The 24,914-nt window shown below is 43.5% G+C and carries 24 protein-coding genes and 1 pseudogene; 14 read left to right on the top strand and 11 right to left on the bottom strand.

From position 1 onward, the window contains the following. The first annotated feature begins 247 nt into the window (after positions 1 to 247). The 4 genes from fruB to ACRQQK_RS01845 all read left to right on the top strand — a co-directional run bounded on the left by fruB (position 248) and on the right by ACRQQK_RS01845 (position 5,032). Positions 248 to 1,387, top strand: a complete 1,140-nt coding sequence (fruB, locus tag ACRQQK_RS01860; RefSeq protein ID WP_457509788.1) for a fused PTS fructose transporter subunit IIA/HPr protein — start codon at positions 248 to 250, stop codon at positions 1,385 to 1,387. 25 nt (positions 1,388 to 1,412) lie between these two features. After that, positions 1,413 to 2,372, top strand: a complete 960-nt coding sequence (pfkB, locus tag ACRQQK_RS01855) for a 1-phosphofructokinase (protein ID WP_457509893.1) — start codon at positions 1,413 to 1,415, stop codon at positions 2,370 to 2,372. A 17-nt stretch (positions 2,373 to 2,389) separates the two neighbouring features. Continuing rightward, entirely contained in the window at positions 2,390 to 4,132 is a 1,743-nt protein-coding gene (gene fruA / locus ACRQQK_RS01850) for a PTS fructose transporter subunit IIBC (protein WP_457509786.1), read from the top strand. 432 nt (positions 4,133 to 4,564) lie between these two features. After that, entirely contained in the window at positions 4,565 to 5,032 is a 468-nt protein-coding gene (locus tag ACRQQK_RS01845; protein WP_102954286.1) for a 2TM domain-containing protein, read from the top strand. Between the two features lie 50 nt (positions 5,033 to 5,082). Here ACRQQK_RS01845 and ACRQQK_RS01840 read toward each other — a convergent pair whose 3' ends face one another. The 4 genes from ACRQQK_RS01840 to nrdD form a co-directional block, all read right to left on the bottom strand. Next, positions 5,083 to 5,781, bottom strand: coding sequence for an ATP-dependent zinc protease family protein (locus ACRQQK_RS01840; RefSeq protein WP_392477763.1), 699 nt, complete (start codon positions 5,779 to 5,781; stop codon positions 5,083 to 5,085). Between the two features lie 28 nt (positions 5,782 to 5,809). Beyond that, positions 5,810 to 6,991 carry an amino acid aminotransferase gene (locus tag ACRQQK_RS01835; RefSeq protein WP_457509784.1) on the bottom strand — a complete coding sequence of 394 codons (1,182 nt, stop codon included), beginning with the start codon at positions 6,989 to 6,991 and terminating at the stop codon, positions 5,810 to 5,812. A gap of 127 nt (positions 6,992 to 7,118) precedes the next feature. Then, positions 7,119 to 7,586: an anaerobic ribonucleoside-triphosphate reductase-activating protein gene (gene nrdG, locus ACRQQK_RS01830; protein WP_457509782.1), complete on the bottom strand. Its 468-nt coding sequence runs from the start codon at positions 7,584 to 7,586 to the stop codon at positions 7,119 to 7,121. 18 nt (positions 7,587 to 7,604) lie between these two features. Then, the gene (gene nrdD, locus ACRQQK_RS01825) at positions 7,605 to 9,725 is read right to left on the bottom strand and encodes an anaerobic ribonucleoside-triphosphate reductase (protein ID WP_457509781.1); all 2,121 of its coding nucleotides are present in this window, start codon (positions 9,723 to 9,725) and stop codon (positions 7,605 to 7,607) included. A gap of 308 nt (positions 9,726 to 10,033) precedes the next feature. Between nrdD and ACRQQK_RS01820 the strand changes: the two genes are divergently transcribed. Further along, complete coding sequence (locus ACRQQK_RS01820) at positions 10,034 to 10,930, top strand: endonuclease/exonuclease/phosphatase family protein (RefSeq protein WP_457509779.1); 897 nt, start codon at positions 10,034 to 10,036, stop codon at positions 10,928 to 10,930. 107 nt (positions 10,931 to 11,037) lie between these two features. On the opposite strand, the gene ACRQQK_RS01815 is transcribed toward ACRQQK_RS01820, so the two are convergent. The 5 genes from ACRQQK_RS01815 to ACRQQK_RS01795 all read right to left on the bottom strand — a co-directional run bounded on the left by ACRQQK_RS01815 (position 11,038) and on the right by ACRQQK_RS01795 (position 16,651). Beyond that, the gene (locus ACRQQK_RS01815; protein WP_457509777.1) at positions 11,038 to 14,205 is read right to left on the bottom strand and encodes an efflux RND transporter permease subunit; all 3,168 of its coding nucleotides are present in this window, start codon (positions 14,203 to 14,205) and stop codon (positions 11,038 to 11,040) included. Between the two features lie 2 nt (positions 14,206 to 14,207). Continuing rightward, on the bottom strand, positions 14,208 to 15,212 hold the full coding sequence (locus ACRQQK_RS01810; protein ID WP_457509775.1) for an efflux RND transporter periplasmic adaptor subunit: 1,005 nt from the start codon (positions 15,210 to 15,212) through the stop codon (positions 14,208 to 14,210). A gap of 119 nt (positions 15,213 to 15,331) precedes the next feature. Beyond that, positions 15,332 to 15,790 (bottom strand): DUF6691 family protein, encoded by a 459-nt coding sequence (locus ACRQQK_RS01805; RefSeq protein ID WP_457509773.1) that lies wholly within the window; start codon positions 15,788 to 15,790, stop codon positions 15,332 to 15,334. 100 nt (positions 15,791 to 15,890) lie between these two features. After that, positions 15,891 to 16,310 (bottom strand): YeeE/YedE family protein, encoded by a 420-nt coding sequence (locus ACRQQK_RS01800; protein ID WP_102942182.1) that lies wholly within the window; start codon positions 16,308 to 16,310, stop codon positions 15,891 to 15,893. Positions 16,311 to 16,348: 38 nt separating this feature from the next. Beyond that, positions 16,349 to 16,651, bottom strand: coding sequence for an ArsR/SmtB family transcription factor (locus ACRQQK_RS01795; RefSeq protein ID WP_167411469.1), 303 nt, complete (start codon positions 16,649 to 16,651; stop codon positions 16,349 to 16,351). Between the two features lie 156 nt (positions 16,652 to 16,807). Here ACRQQK_RS01795 and ACRQQK_RS01790 point away from each other — a divergent pair, with 156 nt between their 5' ends. From ACRQQK_RS01790 to ACRQQK_RS01775, 4 genes and pseudogenes are all read left to right on the top strand, one after another. Further along, positions 16,808 to 16,993, top strand: coding sequence for a YgaP family membrane protein (locus ACRQQK_RS01790; protein WP_102942180.1), 186 nt, complete (start codon positions 16,808 to 16,810; stop codon positions 16,991 to 16,993). A 69-nt stretch (positions 16,994 to 17,062) separates the two neighbouring features. Continuing rightward, positions 17,063 to 17,179, top strand: a pseudogene (locus ACRQQK_RS01785) (pyridine nucleotide-disulfide oxidoreductase); the annotation flags it as partial. 79 nt (positions 17,180 to 17,258) lie between these two features. Then, entirely contained in the window at positions 17,259 to 18,956 is a 1,698-nt protein-coding gene (locus ACRQQK_RS01780; protein WP_457509770.1) for an FAD-dependent oxidoreductase, read from the top strand. Positions 18,957 to 19,103: 147 nt separating this feature from the next. Beyond that, positions 19,104 to 19,592 carry a hypothetical protein gene (locus tag ACRQQK_RS01775; RefSeq protein ID WP_457509768.1) on the top strand — a complete coding sequence of 163 codons (489 nt, stop codon included), beginning with the start codon at positions 19,104 to 19,106 and terminating at the stop codon, positions 19,590 to 19,592. 241 nt (positions 19,593 to 19,833) lie between these two features. Here the strand turns inward: ACRQQK_RS01775 and ACRQQK_RS01770 are convergent, their stop codons facing one another. Both ACRQQK_RS01770 and ACRQQK_RS01765 read right to left on the bottom strand, forming a co-directional pair. After that, complete coding sequence (locus tag ACRQQK_RS01770; protein WP_102964486.1) at positions 19,834 to 20,496, bottom strand: transaldolase family protein; 663 nt, start codon at positions 20,494 to 20,496, stop codon at positions 19,834 to 19,836. Positions 20,497 to 20,594: 98 nt separating this feature from the next. Then, the gene (locus ACRQQK_RS01765; RefSeq protein WP_245879116.1) at positions 20,595 to 21,596 is read right to left on the bottom strand and encodes a KpsF/GutQ family sugar-phosphate isomerase; all 1,002 of its coding nucleotides are present in this window, start codon (positions 21,594 to 21,596) and stop codon (positions 20,595 to 20,597) included. A 276-nt stretch (positions 21,597 to 21,872) separates the two neighbouring features. Between ACRQQK_RS01765 and srlA the strand changes: the two genes are divergently transcribed. From srlA to ACRQQK_RS01740, 5 genes are all read left to right on the top strand, one after another. Next, positions 21,873 to 22,421: a PTS glucitol/sorbitol transporter subunit IIC gene (srlA, locus tag ACRQQK_RS01760; protein WP_020328020.1), complete on the top strand. Its 549-nt coding sequence runs from the start codon at positions 21,873 to 21,875 to the stop codon at positions 22,419 to 22,421. Positions 22,422 to 22,434: 13 nt separating this feature from the next. Further along, entirely contained in the window at positions 22,435 to 23,445 is a 1,011-nt protein-coding gene (gene srlE, locus ACRQQK_RS01755; protein WP_102964485.1) for a PTS glucitol/sorbitol transporter subunit IIB, read from the top strand. A 10-nt stretch (positions 23,446 to 23,455) separates the two neighbouring features. Next, positions 23,456 to 23,812, top strand: coding sequence for a PTS glucitol/sorbitol transporter subunit IIA (locus tag ACRQQK_RS01750; RefSeq protein ID WP_102964484.1), 357 nt, complete (start codon positions 23,456 to 23,458; stop codon positions 23,810 to 23,812). Positions 23,813 to 23,858: 46 nt separating this feature from the next. After that, positions 23,859 to 24,635 (top strand): sorbitol-6-phosphate dehydrogenase, encoded by a 777-nt coding sequence (srlD, locus tag ACRQQK_RS01745; protein ID WP_457509764.1) that lies wholly within the window; start codon positions 23,859 to 23,861, stop codon positions 24,633 to 24,635. A 74-nt stretch (positions 24,636 to 24,709) separates the two neighbouring features. Next, positions 24,710 to 24,832, top strand: coding sequence for a hypothetical protein (locus ACRQQK_RS01740; protein WP_281252121.1), 123 nt, complete (start codon positions 24,710 to 24,712; stop codon positions 24,830 to 24,832). Positions 24,833 to 24,914 lie beyond the last annotated feature (82 nt).

Raw genomic sequence — 24,914 nt, 5'->3', positions numbered from 1 at the left:
TCGATTCAGTATAAAAGCTGAAAGGATTCAGCAAAGTTGGGAATTGATAACGGTGTCAATGTTTACGGTAAAATTCTCAACAATCGGTAGATGTGCCACCCGCTTGTAAAAAAGTATCTTGGCAACTTTGCTGAATTTTTTTGGACCAAATGCTGAATCGTTTCAGCCAAGGTTAAGCGAAAGTTACTACAATAAAAAAGAACTAAAAAATCATCCTGTCTAACTACGACAGAAGAAGGGGCAAACAATGCTGCAATTAACCACTCAAAATATCCAACTTAGTCAAGCTCACGCTAATAAGTTGGACGCAATTCGCGCTATCGCTGCCGACCTCACCCAGAAAGGTTTAGTCGACAGTGGCTACGTTGAAGGCATGTTAAACCGTGAAGCTCAGAACTCTACGTTCCTAGGTAACGGTATTGCTATTCCTCACGGCACAACTGACACACGTGATTTAGTGAAAAAAACTGGTGTTGCTGTTCACCACTTTCCTAACGGTGTGAACTGGGGTGACGACAATACGGTTTATGTTGCTATCGGCATCGCTGCGAAGTCAGATGAGCACTTAGGTATTCTAAAACAGTTAACCAAAGTGCTTTCAGCTGACGGCGTGGAAGAGAAACTGAAAAATGCAAAATCTGCAAATGACATCATTGCTCTGCTCAATGGTGAAGTTCAGTTCGAAGCTGATTTCGACGCATCACTAATTCAACTTCTTTTCCCTGCAAGTGACATGGTGCAAATGAGCGCTGTTGCTGGCGGTCTGTTAAAGAATAGCGGCTGTGCGGACTCTGAGTTCGTTGCTGACCTAGTGACTAAAAAACCAACTCACCTTGGTAAAGGTCTATGGGTTGTGAGCAGTGACAAAGCCGTAAAACGCACAGGTATGTCTTTCGTTTCTACTGCTAATAATTGTGAATCCGAGGGTTTACCAGTTAAAGCTCTTATCGCGTTCGCGGCCTGCAATAGCGCACATGAAAACATGCTAAACACGCTGTCACAAAAAGTCTTTGCTGGCGAACAAGACGTGTTCCTGAAAGCAAACCCTGAACAGCTACTAGCTTTATTCAACAACGAAACGGAAGAAGAAAAGGTAACAGAAGCGACTGGCGATAATGTTGCTGTATTTAAGATTAAGAACTCACACGGTCTTCATGCTCGTCCGGGCGCGATGCTGGTTGCTGAAGCGAAGAAATTCGAATCTGCAATCAAAGTGTCTAACTTAGACGGCGATGGCAAAGTTGTTAATGCTAAGAGCTTGATGAAAGTCATCGCACTAGGTGTTAAACACGGTCACCAACTTCAGTTCACTGCTGAAGGCCCAGATGCGGCTAAAGCACTGGAGTCCATCGGTGCTGCTATCAACGCTGGCCTAGGTGAAGGTTAAGGGGCGACTTATGCTAAATAACGCCATGACAAAGAAAGTCGTCACCATCACCCTAAATCCAGCGCTGGATCTTACTGGTAGCTTGGACACGCTCAACGTGGGCACTGTGAGCCTTGTTAAAAAAGGTTCACTGCACGCGGCAGGCAAAGGTGTGAACGTAGCGAAAGTACTGAGTGACCTTGGTGCAGACGTTACTGTGACTGGCTTTCTAGGCAGAGACAATCAAGAGATGTTCTGCCAGCTGTTTGAAGAGATGGGTGCGCATGATGAGTTCATCCGCATTCAGGGCTCAACTCGTATCAACGTTAAACTCGTTGAAACGAGCGGTGAAGTTAGCGACATCAACTTCCCAGGCATCAACGTAACCAACGAAGATATTGCGGCTTTCGAAGAGACTTTACTTCGCCTTGCGAAAGACCATGATTATTTCGTTCTTGCAGGCAGTCTGCCTACAGGTGTTTCTCCAAGCTTATGTGCTTCTTGGATTGAAAAACTGCATTCATTAGGTAAACGAGTTCTGTTTGATAGCAGTCGTGATGCTTTGGCAGCAGGCTTGAACGCTCACCCTTGGCTGATTAAGCCAAACGATGAAGAGCTATCTCAGTTTGTTGGTCGTGAGTTGGTTACTCCTGAAGAGTGTCGAGCAGCGGCGGCTGAACTTGCAGAAAAAGGTATCGAAAACATTGTTGTCTCAATGGGAGCCAACGGGACTATGTGGCTTAACCAAGGCCAATGGCTTCATGCAAAACCACCACGTATGAGCGTTGTCAGCACGGTCGGTGCAGGTGACACCCTCGTTGCCGGTCTTTGCTGGGGTCATATGCAAAATATGGACAAAGAATCTTTAATCACATTCGCTACAGCGTTATCTGCCCTCGCAGTTACGCAGGTAGGTGTGGGTGTGACTTCAGAAACTCAACTAATCACCCTACAAAAAGAAATCCAATTACAACCAGTTGGTACTTTTGAAGTATCTAACAAATAAGGACAGAAGGTCGTACTATGAATATTGCTATTATCACTGCATGCCCTAGCGGCGTTGCAAACAGCATTATTGCTGCAGGACTGCTTGAACAAGCCGCAAAATCACTAAACTGGACTTCCGTTGTGGAATGTCACTCTTCTGTGATTGAAGGCTACAAGCTTACCGATTCAGACATCAACAACGCTGAAGTCGTTATTATTGCAACCAATACACCTGTGGATACTACTCGCTTTGTTGGTAAAAAAGTCTACCAAAGTGATATCTCAGCATGCACAAGTAACCCAACGGCTTACTTAAAAACAGCGGTTGAACAAGCGTCTGAGCTTAACGCAAGCGCTGCAACAACTTACCAAGCACCTGCTGCTCCTACTGCAAGCGCGAAGAAAATTGTTGCTATCACTGCATGCCCTACTGGTGTTGCACACACTTTCATGGCTGCTGAAGCGTTGGAAGAGACGGGTTCTCGTCTTGGCCACAAAGTCAAAGTAGAAACACGCGGTTCTGTTGGCGCAAAAAACCAACTGACTGCTCAAGAGATTGCTGAAGCTGATCTTGTTATCATTGCTGCAGACATCGACGTTCCGCTTGACCGCTTCAACGGCAAAAAACTTTACAAAACCAGTACGGGTCTTGCTCTGAAGAAAACAGAACAAGAGATCAACAACGCATTCGAAAAAGCAACGGTTTATACCCAAGCTGAAGCTTCTAGCAGTGCTGAAAGCACTGGTGAGAAAAAAGGTGTCTACAAACACTTAATGACAGGTGTTTCTCACATGCTACCAGTGGTAGTTGCCGGTGGTTTGATCATCGCACTGTCTTTCGTATTCGGTATCGAAGCATTTAAAGAAGAAGGTACTCTAGCAGCGGCATTGATGACTATCGGTGGTGGTTCAGCATTTGCTCTTATGATCCCTGTACTTGCTGGTTTCATCGCGTTTTCAATTGCTGACCGTCCTGGACTTGCACCGGGCTTGATTGGCGGTATGTTAGCAAGCTCGACTGGCGCAGGTTTCCTAGGTGGTATCGCTGCTGGTTTCATCGCGGGTTACTCGGCGAAGTTCATTGCTGATAAAGTTTCTCTTCCACAGTCAATGGAAGCATTGAAACCGATTCTTATCATTCCATTTATTGCTAGCTTAGTAACTGGTTTGATCATGATCTACATCGTTGGTGGACCTGTATCGAGCATCATGACTGCGATGACAACGTTCCTTAACGACATGGGTTCAGCAAACGCAGTACTGCTTGGTATTATTCTTGGCGCAATGATGTGTTTCGACCTTGGTGGTCCTGTCAACAAAGCGGCTTACACATTTGGTGTTGGTCTGTTGGCTTCACAGACTTACGCACCAATGGCAGCTATCATGGCAGCAGGTATGGTTCCGGCTCTAGGTATGGGCTTAGCGACTTTCCTTGCTAAAAACAAATTTGAACCAAGCGAGCGTGAAGCAGGTAAAGCATCATTCGTACTTGGTCTATGTTTCATCTCTGAAGGTGCTATCCCATTTGCAGCGAAAGACCCAATGCGTGTTATCCCAGCATGTATGGCAGGTGGTGCGCTAACTGGCGCTCTATCAATGCTATTCGGTGCAAAACTGATGGCTCCACACGGCGGTTTATTCGTACTAGCGATTCCTGGTGCTATTACTCCTGTGTTTATGTACCTAGTAGCAATCGCAGCGGGTACTGCAGTAACAGGCTTTGGTTACGCTTTCTTTAAAGCTCGCGCTACTGAAAAGTCTGCAGTAACTGCTTCTTAAGCTAAAACAAGAAGCTAAGCTCTAAGCTTAGCTTCTTATGAGTATCCAAGTCTTTGCCCCCGAAGGCTATTGCCAGTGACATTGTTCACTGGCTTTTTTATTTTAGTTCGATCATACGAATGACCAACTTGCTCTACTAACCACTGTTCCATAAATGTGTTTCACTAATGACATCACAGCCGATTAAGATAACTAAAGTTCACAAAGCACGTCAGAAATTGTCTAGGATCGAAGAATGGGTGCTTGAAGCGAACGGGGATTATAGCGGCCCTTCACAGTATTCATCACAACAGTGTGATTGTTTAACTTCAAAACCTTATTCTCTAACTTATTGAATTTATAGAAGTGTCATATCTATGTCGTCTATATGACGTTCTATGCTGGATACACAGTTGGTAAGTTCTGTTTCACAGCAGTAGAAGGAAATTTTAAATGATTATTAGAAAACTCAGACTAAAACATGGTTGGTCTCAGGAACAGTTGGCCGATCTAAGTGGCTTAAGCATCCGTACTATTCAGAGAATTGAACGTGGCCAAAAGCCTGGTTTGGAGTCACTAAAATCCCTAGCTGCTGTCTTTGAAACCAGTATCGAAGAACTTCAGCAGGAGCCAGAAATGACCAATGACACAAAGTATACTGAAGAAGAACAAACGGTGATCGACCAAGTCAGAGCTATCAAGGGTTTTTACTCTCACCTGATGACTTACGTTATGGTGATTAGCCTACTTTTCACCATCAACCTATTAACCAGTTCTGACTATATCTGGGCTTGGTGGCCTGCTCTAGGCTGGGGTATTGGAATTTTAAACCATGGGTTAAACGCCTTTGAGGTGTTTAATCTCTTTGGTCCTAAATGGGAAAAGCGTCAAATTGAAAAACGCCTTGGTAGGAAAATGTAAAAGATAGAAAAAGCCAGCTTCCGCTGGCTTTTTGATTATCCATTTCGAGCTTATTTGTGTTTTGGTTGAATGTACTTACGGCTTACATCCACCAGCGCAACATCTTTAAAGAAGCTGCGACCTAGCAACACAGGGAAAGTCAGGTGACTTCTATCTGTAAGCGTAAACTCAGTATATTCTTTCAAATCACCGATTTGGATCCACGCCATAACCACAGCGCGACGTTGCGTGCCTTCTGCGCTTGACTGACGAATATCAACCCAACGCTCAACAGGTAAAGCAAACTCTTTGCTCATCACATCGTCGTGTGCAATCTTGAATTTTACCCAGTCTTTACCGTCACGCTCGAATGGTACAACGTCGACAGCACTGACTGAAGAGGTTGTCGCACCTGTATCAATACGGGCACGAAAGTTCTCTTTCAAGCCCGTAACATAAACCCATTCTTGTTCCCCAAGAATCAAACGGCCATCGGCTGTTTTCTTAGCGTCAACCACTACCGGTGGTTTGGGATCCGGCTTTGGTTGTTGTTCAGGCCTTACTTCCGGCTTAGGTTCAGCAATAGGCTCAACCTTTGGCGTTACGGTTTCATATTTACTGAGGTCTCTTTCTGGTTGAGAAACCTCTTGTTTAGGTTCTTCAACTTGAACAGCTTGATCCTTTGCATCACCTTCATTAGACGTTGTAGAGCAAGCCATTAATCCGCCACTTAGCATCAAAGGAATTAAAAATTTCCACTGTTGTTTCATTCGTTCACCTACTCAAACTGAAAAATATCTATAAAACTTTCATTATCGCATCCGCCACATAAGGGATGTCTTTTTCTGTTAAACCAGCAATGTTAATACGACTATCGGCAACCCCATAGATACCGAAGTCTTCGCGTAGTCGTAACATTTGCTCTGCTGTTAAGCCTAGCATAGTAAACATACCTTTGTGACTTTCTATGAAATCAAATTGTGAAGTATTGTGTTGATTTCTCAACTGGTTACATAAACTTTTACGAAGACTTAACAGACGCTGTTGCATTTCAACCAACTCATTCTTCCAAATTATGGTCAATGCATCGCTTTGTAATACTGTTTTTACTAAAGCTGCGCCGTGGTCAGGCGGCATAGTGTAGGTGGTGCGCGCTAAAGTCAGCAGTTTCCCTCTAGCATTGGTTGCTTCTGTGGCATTTTTTCCCAGCACCATCGCAGCCCCAGTACGTTCGCGATACAGGCCGAAATTTTTTGAACATGAGGTCGTAATCAGCATCTCTTCTACACGCTCTGCCATGTAGCGAATGCCTTTTGCATCTTCTTGCAAACCATCACCAAAGCCTTGATAGGCAATATCCACAAAAGGCATAACACCATTTTTCTGTGCCAGTTCCGTTATCGCCTGCCAAGCTGAAAAATCAATGTCTGCACCCGTTGGGTTATGACAGCAGCCATGGACGACAACCACATCTTTTGGCCCTGCATGCGCCAAGTCAGCAAGCATGCGGTCAGCGTTCACCATTTTGGTCTTTTGACTAAAGTAGCTGTAAAACTTCACTTTAAGCCCTGCGGCTTCCATGATCGGTTTGTGGTTAACATAACTTGGGTCTGTTAACCAAACCGTTGTTTCTGGCTGAGCAAAATGCATGAGATCAGCAAGCATACGTAATGCGCCACTGGCACCCGGAGTCTGAATTACGGAGAGTCGTTCACGTACAGGCGTGTCACCTAGTACTAAGTCCGCCATGCATTGGTTGAACTCTTCGCATCCTGCAAGGCCAACGTACGACTTTGACTTCTGTGTTTTCGCTACAATATCTTGAGCTTGTAAAATGGCTTGCATGATTGGCGTTTCGCCTAAGCTATTTTTATAAACACCAATGCCTAAATCGACTTTTTCAGCTCGAGGATCGTCGCGGAAAGCCGCCGTCAGTGAAATGATTGGGTCAAGAGTTGGAGCAGTTAAATGAGAGAACATGAAAGTCACAGCCTTTTGAAATTCAAGTGATGAGTTTCAAAGTAACACTATCGCTGAAACGGCTCAAGATACTTGTTTCTTGGCAAGTTATTAGCTCCTAAACCGGAGCTAATAATTAAAATTGTGCTTAAGATTTGAGGTAGTGAATAACTTGATTACTGCTGCCTCGCCAATCTAGGCTTGGATCAGCAAGATCTTTAATAAATTTCCCATCTATCAGCACATCAATGTATTCCAGTACCTGTTGTTGCGCTTCGCTCAGTTCCGAGAGCAGATAACCCGTCCATAGCCAGATATCTTTATCGGTACATTCTTGCTTAACGCGTTTCACCAAATTGAGAATGGCAGAGACATTTTGCGGATGCAGTGGATCACCACCGGACAACGATAAGCCACGTTTCGGTATGCGGGTATCGCTCAAGTCCGCAATGATGCGATCTTCTAAATCTTGAGTATAGGGATGACCAGAGCGCAAAGACCATGTGCTCTGGTTGTAGCAACCTTTACAGTTGTGTTCACAGCCGGAGACAAACAGTGTACAGCGTGTCCCCGGTCCGTTGACCACATCAATAGGATGATATTGGTGGTAGTTCATTGCTCAATCGTATTTCGTTTAAAGGTGCTTAACGCGACGTTTAACTTCTTCTTGTTTACCGAAGTTGAACGGACGAGCATCAGGGCTACCCAAATAACCGCATACACGACGAGTTACGGATACTTTAGACGAATCATGGTTGCCGCACTTCGGACATACAAAGCCCTTGCTAGTACATTCAAATTCGCCAGTAAAGCCACAGTCGTAACACTCATCAATCGGTGTATTTGTGCCGTAATAAGGCACTCGAGAGTAGCTGTAATCCCAGACATTTTCTAACGCTTCGATATTGCGCTGCATGTTCGGGAACTCACCGTAACAGATAAAACCACCGCTCGAAATTTCTGGGTAAGGCATCTCAAAATCGATCTTATCGTATGGGTTTACTGTTTTTTGCACATCCAAGTGGAAGCTGTTGGTGTAATAACCTTTGTCAGTTACACCCTCAATAACACCAAACTCTTTTGCATCGATACGACAGAAGCGGCTACATAAGTTTTCGCTTGGTGTACCGTACAGGCTAAATGCGTACCCTGTTTCTTCTTTCCATTGGTCTACGGCGTTACGCAGACGTTGGATGATTTCAATCGCATGCTCACGCAGTTTTGCATCATCATAAACATGATCGTCAGCGCCGAACAATGCTGTGATAGTTTCATGTACACCGATGTAACCCAGTGAAATTGAAGCACGACCATTTTTGAAGATTTCAGTGATTGAATCGTCGGCTTTCAGACGAACACCACATGCGCCTTCCATATACAGAATTGGAGCAACACGAGCTTTCACCTTTTCCAGACGGCTGATTCGCGTTTCAAGTGCGCGACGAGCTAATTTCAGCTTCTCATCCAACAACTCGTGAAACTTTTTGATATCACCATTTGCTTTCAAAGCGATACGAGGTAGGTTCAAGCTCACTACACCAAGGTTATTACGACCTTCGTGAACAAGTTCACCATTTTCTTCGTATGTATTCAGGAAGCTACGACAGCCCATTGGAGTTTTAAATGACCCCGTAACCTCAACTACTTTGTCGTAGTTCAAAATGTCTGGATACATGCGTTTAGATGCACATTCCAGCGCAAGCTGTTTGATATCGTAGTTTGGATCAGCTTTCTTGTGGTTCAAGCCGTCTTTAATCGCGAATACCAGTTTAGGGAACACCGCCGTTTTGCGGTTTTTACCTAAGCCCGCTATACGGTTTTTCAAAATAGACTTCTGAATTAAACGCGATTCCCAACAGGTACCTAAACCAAAACCAAACGTCACAAATGGTGTTTGACCATTAGCCGTGTGAAGTGTGTTTACTTCGTATTCCAAAGACTGGAATGCGTCATAACACTCTTTCTCGGTGCGCGCTTTAGCGAACTCTTCAGGGCTGTGAATATCCCACTCTTTAGCGATTTCTAAATGTTTCTCATAGCTCGCAGCTACGTAAGGCGCAAGAATTTCATCGATACGGTTGATTGTAGTACCACCGTAGATATGGCTCGCGACCTGAGCGATGATTTGAGCTGTTACCGCTGTCGCAGTCGAAATTGATTTTGGTGTATCAATTTCCGCATTACCCATTTTAAAGCCGTGTGTTAGCATGCCCTGTAAGTCGATCAGCATGCAGTTAAACATCGGGAAGAATGGTGCGTAGTCAAGGTCATGATAGTGAATATCACCTTCTTCATGAGCCTGAACGATGTCACGAGGCAGGATGCGAGTTTTCGCATAGTGCTTAGCAACGATACCTGCTAACAGGTCACGCTGTGTTGGAATCACTTTGCCATCTTTGTTGGCATTTTCGTTTAGAAGATCGGCGTTGCTTTCTTGAATTAAGCCTTCAATTTCTCTGGTCAACGCGCTTTGCTTTTCACGAGAAATATCGCGGTCATGGCGATACTCAATGTATGAACGAGCTAATGCTTTGTACGGACCTTGCATTAGCTCGTTCTCTACCATCGTCTGAATTTCGGCGATGTGAACTTCTTCGTAATCTTTCAATTTCAGTTCAACAGCAAGTGCTACATTAAGAGCGTAAATAGCCAACTCTTTATCCACATGATCTGCGGCACTTTCAACTGCAGATTGAATACGATCCCTGTTAAACGGGGCTTTAGAGCCATCACGTTTGATCACGATAGGTTTCAAAATTTCTCCTTACCCCAGCATACTCACAGACTTATCCACAAACACACTATATAGGGCTTTTTATTATCCAACTGACACTATATGTTGTGGCGTATTTAACCTCCGACATCAAGTTGGAGTATTGATATAGATCAATGGATTTGGACCACCGAGCAGAATTGATTCAAACTTACAGCTCAAGATCTCAAACTCGTAAGAAATGCTGCAAACCGCAAAAATTGTGATATCCGTTGTTGATTTTTTAGGAAGCCTGATAAATTAAGCGCTGCAGAAATATCTATAAAAAACACGACACAAGGATTAATAAAATGCGCCTATTTTATGCTCTATTTGCAAGTGTGATTTCCTTAGGAATGCCACTCACTGCGCATGCTGAAAAATTAACCATGAGCACTTGGAATATGGAATGGCTCACCGTCAATCCAAACCATAGTGTCTATGAAGGGAAGCGAAACAATAACGATTTTTCTGCTTTGAAAGGCTATTTTGAGAAACTCAATGCGGATGTGATTGCTTTTCAGGAAGTTGATAGCATCGACGCATTTAAGCGAGTAAGCCAACCCGATTACACTATCTTATTGTCTGACAGAAAGATGCCGAAATATGCTCACCACCAGTTTTCAGACATCAATCAATACACGGGCTTTGCCATTCGTAATAACGTGCCTTTTTCTGATCCCAAAGATATCGACTTGTATGGCAAAACTAATCACAAACTAAGATTTGCTTCTTATGTCATTCTCTACCCTGATAGTGCCACACCTGTCCACGCGCTTTCTTTGCATCTCAAAGCGGGTTGCGTGGGGAAATTCTATTCTCAGAAAGAGACCTGTCAGACTCTGTTAGCACAAGGAAAAAAACTTAACCGTTGGATTAAAGAACGTGAAAAACAGGGACAGGAATATGTGATTATGGGGGATTTCAATCACAACCTGAGCTTTAATGGCGACTGGTTGTGGCAAGAGTTTACGCAGGGTTTGAAACAGAAACCTGAACTGGCAACCCGCAATACTCAGGCTTTATGCAAGGTTCGCAAACGCAATGATGCTTCACAGCTACATCAATTTCGTTCCGTGATTGACCATATGGTTATCAGCCCTAAACTTAACGCGACGCCGCCCAAACAAATGGTCTATAAAGACCAAGATGTACTCAACTACCACCTAAGTGATCACTGCCCTATTGTTTCTCAGTTCAATTGGTAGCTGCAGATACTGTTCAACTCAAAGTGACAAATACAAAAATGCCTCACACTGTATTGGCTTACATTGTGAGGCATTAAGACAAGTTTACTGACTACAAATCCCTATACCTAAACAGGACTTTTTTCGAAGCGTTTTCTCATCACTACGTAGTATAGGACAGGGATAACCAACAAGGTCAAAATTGTCGATACGAATATCCCGAAAATCAAACTTATAGCCAAGCCGTTAAAGATCGGGTCATCGAGGATGAATACCGCGCCTATCATCGCAGCCAGTGCTGTCAGCATAATGGGTTTAGCACGTACCGCTGCGGACTGAATCACCGCTTCAGAGAACACAATACCCTCTTCTACTTGTTGGTTGATAAAGTCCACCAGCAAAATCGAGTTACGCACGATAATACCGGCCAAAGCAATCATGCCGATCATTGAAGTCGCCGTGAACTGTGCGCCTAATAAGGCGTGCCCCGGCATCACACCAATAATGGTGAGTGGGATTGGCGCCATGATGATCAACGGCACTAAATATGACTTAAACTGCGCTACAACCAACAGGTAAATCAGAATCATACCGACAGCGTAAGCGATACCCATATCGCGGAAGGTTTCATAGGTGATGGTCCACTCACCGTCCCACAGTATAGAAATGCCGTTTAAACCATCTGGCTGATTGATGTAGTACTGATCCACCGTCATCGCCTTATCGATTTCACTACCAACCGTGAACATGCCGTACAGTGGGCTATCAACGCTTCCCGACATATCACCTACGACCATGACCATAGGCACAAGGTTCTTATGCACAATGTAATCTTCCATGGGCGATTGACGAACCGACACCAAATCAGACAGTGGATAAGCGTTACCCGTCATGCTGCCCACTTTCATATTCAGCACTTGTTCTAAACGCACTTTTGCTGTTTCACTCGCCTGAATCTGAATTGGGATCGGATACTTACTGTGCTCACTATGCAGATAAGTCACAGGTTTTCCGCCAATCGACGTTGCCAAGGCATCAACAATCGAAGCATAAGGTACTTGGTAGTGGGACGCTTTGCTTCTGTCGATCACCACTTGCCATTTCTGGTGCAGCTCTGGCAGGTACATGTCCACATCAACAATATCCTGAGTAGTACGGAATACTTCTCTTACTTGTCTTGCGGCTGCATTACGAATTTCCGGCGTTGGGCCATACACTTCCGCCAATATCGGAGACCAAACAGGAGGACCCGGTGGTACTTCAACCACTTTCACCTTACCGCCAAATTTATCTGCGACCGCTTTTAATACAGGGCGAATTGAGCTGGCGATTTCATGGCTGTCTCGATCACGCTCTTTGCGTCCAGCAAGGTTAACCTGAATGTCGCCCTGATTCGCCTGATTGCGCATAAAGTAGTGACGAACCAAACCGTTGAAGTTAATCGGCGCAGCCGTACCTGCATAGATTTGGTAACTTTCCATCTCTGGCACTTTGTTCAGTTCTGCGCCCATTTCGAATAATACGCGCTGAGTTCTCTCCAAAGACGTACCTTCCGGCATATCCAACACAACTTGAAACTCTGATTTGTTATCAAACGGCAACATCTTCAGTACAACCGCTTGGAACACAGGTAGCAGAATAGATCCCGCAATCAAGGCCAGAATAGCCAACAGCAGCATAAAACGATTACGCCCCTGATTTTTCGCCGTCACAAACGGAGTCATGATGCGATGGAATATAGAGTTGGTTGCGCCGCCTTCTTGATGACCATGCGCCGCGGGTTTTAAGAAATGCCCAGCAAGCCATGGCGAAACAATAAATGCCACCGCTAATGAAATCAGCATACCCATGGATGCATTGATTGGAATCGGGCTCATATATGGCCCCATCAAACCAGACACAAATGCCATAGGTAAGAGTGCCGCGATAACCGTTAATGTCGCGAGAATGGTTGGCCCGCCAACTTCATCAACCGCAGGAGGGATCAACTCGCTCAGCTTTTGCTTACCCATTGCCATATGTCGGTGAATGTTTTCCACCACCACGATCGCATCATCGACCAGAATACCGATTGAGAATATCAGTGCGAACAATGAGACTCGGTTAAGCGTAAAACCCCATGCCCATGAAGCAAATAGCGTGATCATCAACGTAACCACAATCGCTAAGCCTACCACTGCCGCTTCGCGCCAACCCATGGTTAGTACCACCAAGATAACCACCGCAGTGGTCGCAAACGCAAGTTTACCAATCAGAGTGTTACTTTTATCCGCGGCGGTTTTACCGTAATCACGGGTAATATCAACATCAATGCCTTGAGGAATAAGCTGGTTTTCTAACTCAACCAAGCGAGACTCGATAGCGTTCGCTACATTTACTGCGTTTTCACCACCTTTTTTGGCAATCGCCAACGTCACTGCAGGATAAATACCTTGCTTATCACTGGTCCAAACATTTTGCGTTGGTGTGTTGACCCCAAATTTTACGGTAGCGATATCTTCCAGATACACGGGCGTATTGTTGTGTAAGCCAACAACCAGTTGTTTGACTTCTTCCACACGAGTGAGGAACTGACCGACTTGAACCGGAAATTGTTGGTTATCATGAGTGAGTGACAGCATAGTCGAACTTGAGTTCGCTGAAGGCAGATGCTGATTCAGTTGATCAAGCGTGATGCCAAAGCTGTTCATTTTCACCGGATCAAGACGCACATCGACGATGGTGTTGTGCCCACCCACAGTGTAAATATCGCGAGTACCATCAATGCGCTTCAGTTCGGTTTCTAAACCGTGGGCAACTTGCGTCAGCTGCTGCTGATCAAACTCACCGCTCTTATCCGCCAAAGTGATGGTGACAATAGGCACATCTTCAATGCCCTTCGGTTTAATAATAGGTTCACCTACCCCAACACCTTGAGGCATCCAATCCTTGTTGGAATACAGTTTATTGTAGATACGAACCACAGCGTCATTGCGCGTTACACCAACATCAAATATGGCAACAATCATCGCACCGTCAGGCTGAGAGAAAGAGTAGATCTTGTCTATACCCTGAATTTCAGAGATCACTTGCTCCGCAGGCGTAGTTACTAAGCTTTCAACCTCAGCAGGAGAAGCGCCGGGGAACGGAATATAAACGTCTGCAAATGTTACATCTATTTGAGGCTCTTCTTCTTTCGGCGTCACAATGACCGCAAAAAGCCCCATCAACAGCCCGACTAAAGCGAGCAAAGGTGTCATAGCAGAATTTTGGAAGGCCGCGGCAATGCGACCCGAAATGCCGAGTCGTTTGTCCATAATTACTTACCTTCTGCGTTAAGAGCGGTTGTCGAAATGACGTCGCCTTCTTCAAGGCCAGACAACACTTCGGTGTAGTCGCCATAAGTTTGTCCTAATCGCACTGGATTAAGCACTCGGCTGTCCTCCTGAATTCGGTATACAGAACTCAGCTCGGCTCTGCGAACCACTGAACTGTTCGGAATCAGAATCGTGTCTCTGTTGCCGTAATGGAATTCAGTCTTCACCCACATGCCCGGAACAAAAGTCGAGATATCTTCGGGTAAGTTAAGACGGATTTTAAAGGTGTGAGATTGCGGGTCCGCGTAGCTGAACAAACTGTATTGCGTCGGAAGTATACGTTCACCTTGAGGTGAAACGACTTCAAATTGAGCAACGTCAGACACAGCGGGTTGGTAGCGTTGAGGTATTTCAGTCTCAACACGAAGTTTGTCAATCGAGAAGCCACTGACAAGCGGGGTTCCCGGAGCAACGGTTTCACCCAGTTCAACATGTCTTTGAGTCACAACACCGTCATAAGGTGCGGTCACACTGGTATAACCAAGAGATTCTTTGGCCTGAGCAACCGCTGCTTGAGCAGATTTCACCGCTGCAGATGCACTGCGAGCTCTTGCTTCAGCGGAATCCATCACATCTTGTGAAATCGCACCTTTGGGGAAAAGTTGACGATAGCGTTTCACTTGCGCTTGAGCTTCTCTGTCTTGTGCAATCGCACTTGCCAACTGAGCCTGAGCAGCATCTAAAGAAGCGGATTGCTGAACAGCACTGATTTCCAACAGCACTGTTCCTTTTTTCACATAGTCATTCACGTCGACATTTAAGCCAACAATGCGGCCCGATGTTTGTGAAGCTACCGTACCTTGATTAATGGGCTGAACCACGCCATCAAGTTGCACAACTTGCGCGAGTGACTCACTCTTTACGATGTAACGTTCACTGGCTTGTTCTGCATTCGCATAACCAGCACTGGCGAGTGCCGCAGCAATACTAAAAGTTAACCATCTCATAAGTCACTCTCCTTAGTGCCTAAATACTGCTCAAGACTATCTCGTTTGTATAAGCTACTCACTCATTTCTATAAGTCGTACCTACACTCGATTTCTATACCACTAATAGCATAGTGTGGCTAAGCTGTTTGTGATTGAACTTGTTTATTATTCTTAATACAGATCAATAAGTTTGTTGCGCCAAGGCCGACCATCATACTAGCGAAGAAAACCCACGCTCCTGAGTTGCCTAAAGCGAGGCTTGAAACCACAGGTCCCGGACAAATACCCGCGATACCCCAACCCAAGCCGAAGATCGCCGCACCGCTAAGTAAACGGCTGTCTACTGTTTTATTTGTGGCTAAACAGAATTTTTCAGCATTCACTGGCTTTTGCTTTGGCTTAATCAGTAAGAAATAAGCAGGCATAAACACCATCAGTGCGCCACCCATGACAAACATCAAACTCGGATCCCAATTTCCAGCGACATCAAGGAAACCCAGCACTTTTTCAGGATCTGCCATGCCAGAAATAATCATACCAATACCAAACAAAACACCCGCCAACAAAGACGTTAATCGAAACAACATATTATTCATTTGAATGCACCTATTAGTTTTAAATAAACCCAGTTCTTAAACCAATCTGGTTTTTAAACCACTGAGTTTTAAGCTTATGTTTTAACTATAAAAGCTAAAATTAAAGAACATGGAAACGGACAAACACCGTTGCTGCTGCTACTGCCATAAATACGCAAGTAGCGACAATCGAACGCTTAGATAAACGCCCAATGCCACAGATTCCATGTCCGCTGGTACATCCGTTACCTAAACGGGTACCAACGCCAACTAATAGGCCCGCAATTGCGAGCATCGCACTACTTGTTTCGAACTGAACCGGAGCTTCACCACCCAGCATTAACGCTGCCAGAACACCACCTGAAATCATTCCCAGAGCAAACAATAGTCGCCATGCGAAGTCCTTCGTTTTTGGTGTCATCAAGCCAGTTAAAATACCGCTGATACCTGCTACTTTTCCGTTCATTAGCAACATCAATGTCGCTGAAATACCTAATAAAATGCCTCCGGCTAAAGATTCCCATGGAATGGAAAACGCCATAACTACCTCTATACATTAAAGTTTTAAATTAAAAATTATTATCCACAAAATGTCATTTGTAGACTTTGAATCAATTGAGTTACACGGTTGTCTGCGAGCGAATAAAACACTTGTTGTGACTCTTTACGAGCCTTGATTAGACCATGTTTACGTAGCACGGTTAAGTGTTGGGAAAAAGCAGACTGACTCAGTGATGAGCCTTGTTGTAACACACCCACGCCAACTTCACCTTTAGTCAGTTGGCATAAAACCATTAGACGCTCAGGATGCGCCATAATTCTCAGAATTTCAGACACTTCCGCTGCATTTTGCTTCATTGTTTTAATGTTGACAGCTTCCATTGTCTTACCCTCATTTAAATCGATGAATTAGATTTTACTAATAAAACAATATTAGTCAACGCTTATTTAGATATTTAAAAATTAGCTCAATTAACATTAGACTTTTCTAATTAAAGGTTCTATAGTGACCTCATTAATCCAGCGGAGGGTAATATTATGACTATTGAAAACGGTGTAAGAGTATTAGCGGGCAGTATGATACTGATCTCAGTAATTTTAACTGCATTCGTTCACCCTAACTTTGTTTGGTTGACGGTATTTGTTGGTGCCAACCTGATTCAAAGTGCCTTCACAGGGATATGTCCAGCAGTTTATTTTCTGAAAAAATTAGGCTTACGTTAGTTGCTCGTCACAAGGCTGACAAATTGCTTTGTTAGCCTTTCGAGCCAGAACAAAAACTTGGAGTAAATTATGACTAAGATCGTGATCATTGGTGGTGTTGCAGGTGGCGCTTCTGCCGCGGCTCGTGCTCGTCGCTTAAGCGAAGATGCACAAATTATTATGTTTGAACGTGGGCCGTTCGTCTCTTTAGTGAAATAGATAATTAACTACATTTTTGACTTTTCCTTTTTAATTTATCTATCTCATTGATTTTATGGAGATTAACATGACCAAAATCGTAATTATTGGCGGTGTTGCAGGTGGCGCATCAGCAGCAGCTCGCGCAAGACGTCTTAGTGAAGATGCCGAAATCATTATGTTTGAACGCGGACAGTTCGTTTCGTTCGCTAATTGCGGGTTGCCATATCACATCGGTGGAGACATCAAAGAACGCGGTAATCTTCTACTACAAACGCCGGAAAGTTTCCTCGCTCGTTTTAATGTAGACGTACGTGTGATGAATGAAGTCCTCCGCATTAACCGTGAAGAAAAAACCATCACAGTTCGTAATCTGTTAGACCAAAGTGAATACACAGAAAGCTATGATTTTCTACTTCTAAGCCCAGGTGCTGGTCCAGTAGTTCCACCGATCCCAGGTTTAGATAACCCATTGACGCATTCACTGCGCAACATTCCAGATATGGATAAGATTATCCAAACCATTAATACCAACCAAGTTGACCACGCAACGGTTGTGGGTGGTGGTTTTATCGGTTTGGAAATGATGGAAGCGTTCCACCAACTTGGAATTAAAACCACTCTGTTAGAGATGGCTGACCAAGTGATGACGCCAGTAGACCGTGAAATGGCGGGGTTTGCTCACGCAGAGATCAAAGCAAAAGGCATCGACTTACGCCTATCTACTGCTCTGAAATCGGTAGAGTTCAAGCCAACAACATCACTAGCAAGCATGGATTCTGGTCAAGCAGTGCATCAACATGTGAATGGAGAACTTGAGCTAACGCTAAGCAATGGCGACACACTTACCACTGATATTCTTATCATGGCAATTGGTGTACGCCCTGAAATCAAATTGGCGTCAGAAGCAGGTTTGCAAATTGGTGAACTTGGCGGTATTTATACTAACGATTACATGCAAACCAGCGACCCATCTATCTATGCGGTTGGTGATGCTATCGAAGAGAAAGATTTCGTAACGGGCAAGCAAACATTGGTGCCTCTTGCAGGACCTGCAAACCGTCAAGGCCGTATGGCAGCAGACAACATGTTAGGCCGCAAAGAAACTTACCAAGGTACTCAAGGTACTGCGATTTGTAAGATCTTCGATTTGGCTGTCGCTTCAACTGGTAAGAACGAGAAGCAGCTAAAACGTGAAGGCGTTGAGTACGAAAAAGTGTATGTACACACAGCTAGCCACGCAAGCTACTACCCAGGTGCAGAAGTGGTTTCGTTCAAAATGTTGTTCGATCCAAAATCAGGCAAAATCTTCGGTGCGCAAGCGGTGGGTAAAGACGGTATCGACAAACGTATCGACGTGATGGCTGTTGCTCAACGTGCAGGTATGACTGTTGAGCAGTTACAGCACCTTGAGCTTACTTACGCGCCACCATTCGGCAGTGCGAAAGACGTGATCAACCAAGCGGCATTCGTAGCAAACAACCTCATCAAAGGCGATTCAACTGCAATTCACTTTGACGAGATTGATAACCTAACTGAAGACCAACTACTGCTTGATGTGCGTAACCCAGGTGAGCTGAAAAATGGTCACCTACCAGGTGCAGTAAACATCCCAGTAGACCAGTTACGTCAACGTATGAATGAACTGCCAAAAGACAAAGAGATTGTGATCTACTGTCAGGTGGGTCTGCGTGGAAACGTGGCGTACCGTCAGTTAGTTAACAACGGTTACAAAGCACGTAACCTGCTAGGTGGCTACCGCACTTACCTGTTTGCTAAAGCGTAATAGAACATTAGCTTCTATAAACTAGAGATTGACCAGCACACCTGTGCTGGTCTTTTTTATATTAGGGATAGATATATCTTGCACAGTCGCCATAATGGATTTATTTAATATGCACTGAATGTGTAATGATCTTGGGAGGGATAAAATATGAAAAATCGCGTATTGTATTTTGATGTCGGTAGCCTACTGCTGTCTGCCCCTTACAGAGAACGTTCACCAAAGGTGCAACAAACATTCGATTGTATTAGTCAATTTAGTCCAGAGTTCTTTGACAATATATCTTTAGACAGAGAGGCGATTGAATTGTTAACTGAATTTAGCCAAAAAGCTGATGTTCTCCTTTACCCTATACAGAAACGCTTTAATCGAGCGTTTTTAATCGAACAAGGATTCAATGAGTCTGTCTTAGCTCCTGACGCCTCATACACCGTGAGATACGGCGACGCTAATGAAGTAAACCATAAAATTTCACATGCGCACGCAATTGATTCGGATTGGTTCTTTGTAAGCGGCGGGGACGACAAAGCGTATATCGAACCTCAATTCCCTGAACGTTTTATTGACGCTGGAACTAAAGGTGTTTCACCTGATTTGATTCAAAATCTCATGGATAAATTTGATGTCACCGAGAAGTGAGACCTAATGGTCTCAACATCTACTTAAAACACTTTTGGACAATTCCGTGCCAGTGACTTTGCTAAATTAGCATTTCACAAATAACTACCAGTATGGGAAAACCGCTTATCTGACATCCCGTATTGATGGTACAGATAAAGTTGAAAGACTAACACTTCATATGACTTTTAAAGTTAATTTATCAATAAGATGAAGTAAGAGGTTTTAAACCCCTACTTCATTTTTTAGATACCTATTTTCCCTAGTGCGATAAAGAGCCATAGCAATCCACCCAATCTTGATGGAATTTATTAATTGCATCGTTTACACATGGGTTCTCCATCATTTGATACGCAAGCTCAACAGGTATGGTCACGCTAGATTGGCTGACACTTAAACACTCTATGACTTGTTTTGTGTTTTTGAAACTAGCTCCGATGATTCTGCATGTCTGAGCATGATAACAAAGTAGATGCGATATAGATTCAACAGTTTCAATAGCATTGCCTGTAAGTGTATCGATTCGATTGAAGTAAGGAGCAACAAAAGAAGCACCAGCTAGCGCAGCCAAAATGGCTTGTTGCGAAGTGTATATAGCTGTACCTAAGGTAGCAACACCTTCGCTTTTTAACATTTTAATAGCTCTTATTCCCTGCATATTAACCGGAATTTTCACTATGAAATTGTCAACCATCTGATTGAGCTTTAATGCCTCATCCACAATTTCATCTGCATTAGTGCTAATTACCTGCCCAAAAATCAGCCCATCACTAGCTAAAGCCTCTCGAATCTGAGGTAACAAATTGACCATTTTCACCCCTGACTTCGCCACGATTGTTGGATTAGTCGTGACACCTGCAATAGGTAATAAATCTGATAACGTCTTAATTTGTTCAATATCACTAGTATCAAGGTAAACGGACATAATGAGCCTCTCTTATCGCATTTTATAAAAAGGCTAATACAGGTAATTAGGAGCTTTGGGGGAATACCTGTATTAGCGCGTATTTGGAGTTTTAATTTCTACAAAATTCCTGCTTGGTGGATGGTACTTACATTGATGACACCTAAGAAGATGTCACTTTCTCGTCGAATGACAGGTAAAGCTGTTATTGAATTTTCATTCATGTATTTCAACGTGCTACTGCATAATTGGTCTGAATATGTGCACTTGAAACTCGACGTCATCACCTCACCAATGGGTAACATCAGGTCATCGCAACGATGAATAGCTCTGCGTAAATCACCATCAGTAAAAACACCGGAAACTTTGCTGTCCGACAATATCGCGATCAATCCAAACCCTGTGTTGCACATTAGATCTACCGCATCCGCTATTCTTGTATCGGCATTACAAAATGCTTGTTGATGTTTATCGCTAATTAATTGATCTAACGTGAGTAATAATTTATTACCTAAGGCTCCAGCAGGATGAGATAGGGCAAAATCATGCTTACTAAACCCCTTCATTGTCATGATTGTAAGAGCCAGTGTATCCCCTAAGATCAGAGTGTTAACGGTGCTTGCACTTGGTGCTAACCCTAATGGACAGGCTTCTTTATCAACCGCAGTCGATAAACGGTATGCACACTGCTTGGCAAGAACGCTATCAAGATTTTGAGTTATAGCTATGGTTGTTACCGCTTTTTTTGCTAGTAAGGGAGCCATTATTTTGAATTCTGGTGCTTCGCCTGAATTCGAAATAAAAATAATCAAATCTTCAGATTCAATCATCCCTAAATCGCCATGTAAGGCTTCAGCTAAATGAACAAAAAATGATGGAGTTCCAGTTGATGCAAATGTGGCAGCAATTTTTTTGCCTATATGCCCTGACTTTCCGATCCCAGAAACAATTATTTTGCCTTTACATTCACATATAGCTCGGCAGACATCAGTAAAGTTACTATCAATCACATCAACAAGCTTACTTGCTTGTGCCAGCTCCTCTTTCATTATTCTGAGTGCTGTAGAGCAAACCATTTCTGTTGTATGAGAAACTTTCATTTCGCAACGTTCATCTTTCATAATATTTCACTTGTCGAACTTAATTTTCATTTTGATAATTTAACTGGTTTACTCAACCAATTCAATTACCAAAATTTTTATTTAAATATAAAAACAAAAAAACATATCAACATATATCATTGATAAATATAACTTTAAAATAAAATATCTTTCGTTTTTACATTTCATGATTTTCATGTAGCTTTCATTTGATTTTCATAATGTGAATTAGATCGCTTTCATTGTGAAAATCAATGTGCATAATGCACCCACCAAATAACAAAAAGGTGAAACAACATGGATACCATAATTTTAGGAGCAGAATGGTTTATCGGACTATTCCAAAAAGGCGGAGAAACTTTGCTGGGTATGATGACAGGCATTCTTCCACTACTCATTTCCTTACTCTGTGCAATGAATGCATTGATTGCATTTATTGGAGAACACCGAGTAGAAAGACTGGCGAGCAGATGTGCAAGCAATCCAGTCTCTCGCTACTTGATTCTTCCCGTTGTCGGCACATTCATTTTTTGTAACCCGATGACTCTCTCATTGGGTAAATTTTTGCCAGAACGTTACAAACCGAGCTACTACGCAGCAGGTTCGTACTCGTGTCATTCGATGAATGGCTTATTTCCACACGTAAACCCAGGTGAGCTATTTGTTTACCTAGGTATTGCAAGTGGTATCACGACGTTAGGTTTACCTCTAGCCCCACTTGCTGTCGCGTATTTATTTGTAGGTATGATTTCGAACTTCTTCAGAGGTTGGGTAACTGACTTCACCACCATGATGGTCGAAAAGCAGCAAGGCATTCAATTGGACCGTGAAGTTCATTTCGGTTAATGAGGAAGAGAACATGACTACAACATTAAAAATCAAAGCAGGTAAAGGCGGTTGGGGTAAAGAGCTGATCGTTGATTTCCCCAAAAATAAAAAAATTATGTACATGGTAGGCGGTACTAGACCAGCACTCGTGGACCGTTTAGTTGAGTTGACTGGCCTAGAAGCGGTTGATGGATTCGCCGACGGTTGTGACTATGAGGACATGGCGGTAGCCGTAATTGACTGCGGTGGTTCAATGCGCTGTGGTCTGTACCCTAAAAACAATGTTCCTACTCTCAATGTGATGCCTACCGGAAAATCTGGCGTAATGGCGAAATACATAAATGAAAGTAACTATGTTTCTAGCGTTAATGCTGATTGCGTAAGTGTGGTTGACGCCTCTGAAGCTGTAACTCGGACTTCAGCGATTGCAGCTAACGAGATTTCTATCGATTCGAACGGCGCAGCCTTGATGACCGGGGGCATTGATACCACTAAAAAACTTACCGAACAATCTGATGGACTTTTAGCTCGCATCGGTATGGCTATGGGTAATGTTATGGCAGTGTTTTTCCAAGCAGGTCGAGACACGATTGATACCGTTATGTCCACCATCATTCCATTCATGGCATTCGTTTCGATGCTCATTGGCGTGATATTGGCAAGTGGTATTGGGGACACAATAGCTCACGTGCTAGTTCCTCTTGCAACTAATCCTGTTGGTTTAATCATATTGGCACTGATTTGTTCATTCCCGTTCTTGTCGCCATTCTTGGGTCCTGGCGCTGTTATTGCTCAAGTCATCGGTGTGTTGATCGGTACTCAGATCGGCTTAGGTAACATTCCACCACAACTAGCTCTACCTGCTCTATTTGCTATCAATGCTCAAGCTGCTTGTGACTTTATCCCGGTAGGTCTAGGCCTTGCTGAAGCGAAACCAGAAACGGTGCGTGTGGGCGTTCCATCTGTCCTTTATGGACGTTTCTTAACAGGTGCACCAACAGTGTTGTTGGCATGGTTTGCATCAATGTTCATTTACAACTAAGGACAAGAAGATGAGTTTGTATAGTGTTGAAATCATTAAAGTTGGTGAGTGTGCGTTAGAAGCACTTGAAGACGACATGTTGATTTTATTTAACCAGTCAGTGCCAGTTGATGCCGCGGAGTACTGTTTTGTGCACACTCATGATCAATTGAAAGGTGAAATTTCTGTTGGAGGTGAGGTGGTTATCGATGGCAATACTTACCCAATAACCGCTGTCGGTGATGGTGTTAATCAAAATTTAGGTAATTTGGGACATATTACATTGCGATTTGATTCATCAAGCGAAGCTGACTTCGTAGGTAGCCTTCATTTAGCCGGTACTCAACCTCGTTCATTGAGTGTTGGTTCAACTATTAGCTTTATTTGATTTTTTGGAGGTGTGCATAGCACCTCCACATTTTAGGAGATTCGTTATGAAAACAGCAGTCGTTGTCGGTGGTGGTCAAACACTTGGTGAGTATCTTTGTAAAGGACTTGCAGAAGCAGGATACAAAGTGGGGGTTGCTGACCTAAACGGCCAAAATGCAACAAAAGTAGCTGATGAGATCTGTACATTAAAAGGGCAAGATATCGCGGTTGGCGTCACTATTGATGCCACCGATGAGCAGAGTGTGGTCGATGCATTTAGAACCATCGAAGAGCAGCTCGGTAGTATTGATGTTTTGGTTTATAGCGCAGGTGTAGCAAAAGCAACGAAGATTACCGAGTTCACATTGCAAGATTTTAATTTTAACGTGAATGTAAACTTAAATGGCTACTTCTTGTGTGCTCGAGAAGCGGCTCGTTATATGGTTCAACAAGGTAATGGCGGACGCATTATTCAGATTAACAGCAAATCAGGTAAAGTGGGTAGCAAACACAATGCAGGTTATAGTTCAGCAAAATTTGGCGGGGTGGGCTTAACTCAGTCTATCGCACTTGACTTGGCCGATGACAAAATTACCGTAAATAGCTTGATGTTAGGAAACCTTCTGGAATCCCCAATGTTCCAAAGCTTAATCCCACAATATGCTAAAAAATTAGGTCTTGAAGAGCATGAAGTCATGCAGCATTACATTGACAAAGTTCCACTAAAAGCTGGTTGTGGTTATGATGACGTTTTAAATGTTCTCAAATTCTATATCAGTGACGGTGCTAAATACTGTACAGGTCAGTCGATCAACATTACAGGTGGTCAGGTGATGTTTTAATGGCTAACTAAGCAAACAGCATAAGTATACAGGGGCTTCAAAGCCCCTTAATTTTTCGTAGTCAGGAGAATGTTATGGATATCATTTTTGCTATTGGTCTATTACTTATTATGTCTTGGTGGACAAAGCTGTTCCTTAATCATATGAAGTTCACACCAAAGGCAAAAATCAAAGATAAAAAGATTGATAGTCAGTAAAGTAATTTTATCATTATGAAAATAGTGATAATCACTAGTTTCATGATCCGTCCTTGTTTTCATTAACCAAAGTATTCTGACT

This window comes from Vibrio sp. C8, assembly GCF_054051265.1.
This window is presented reverse-complemented; position numbering and strand designations above follow the sequence as displayed.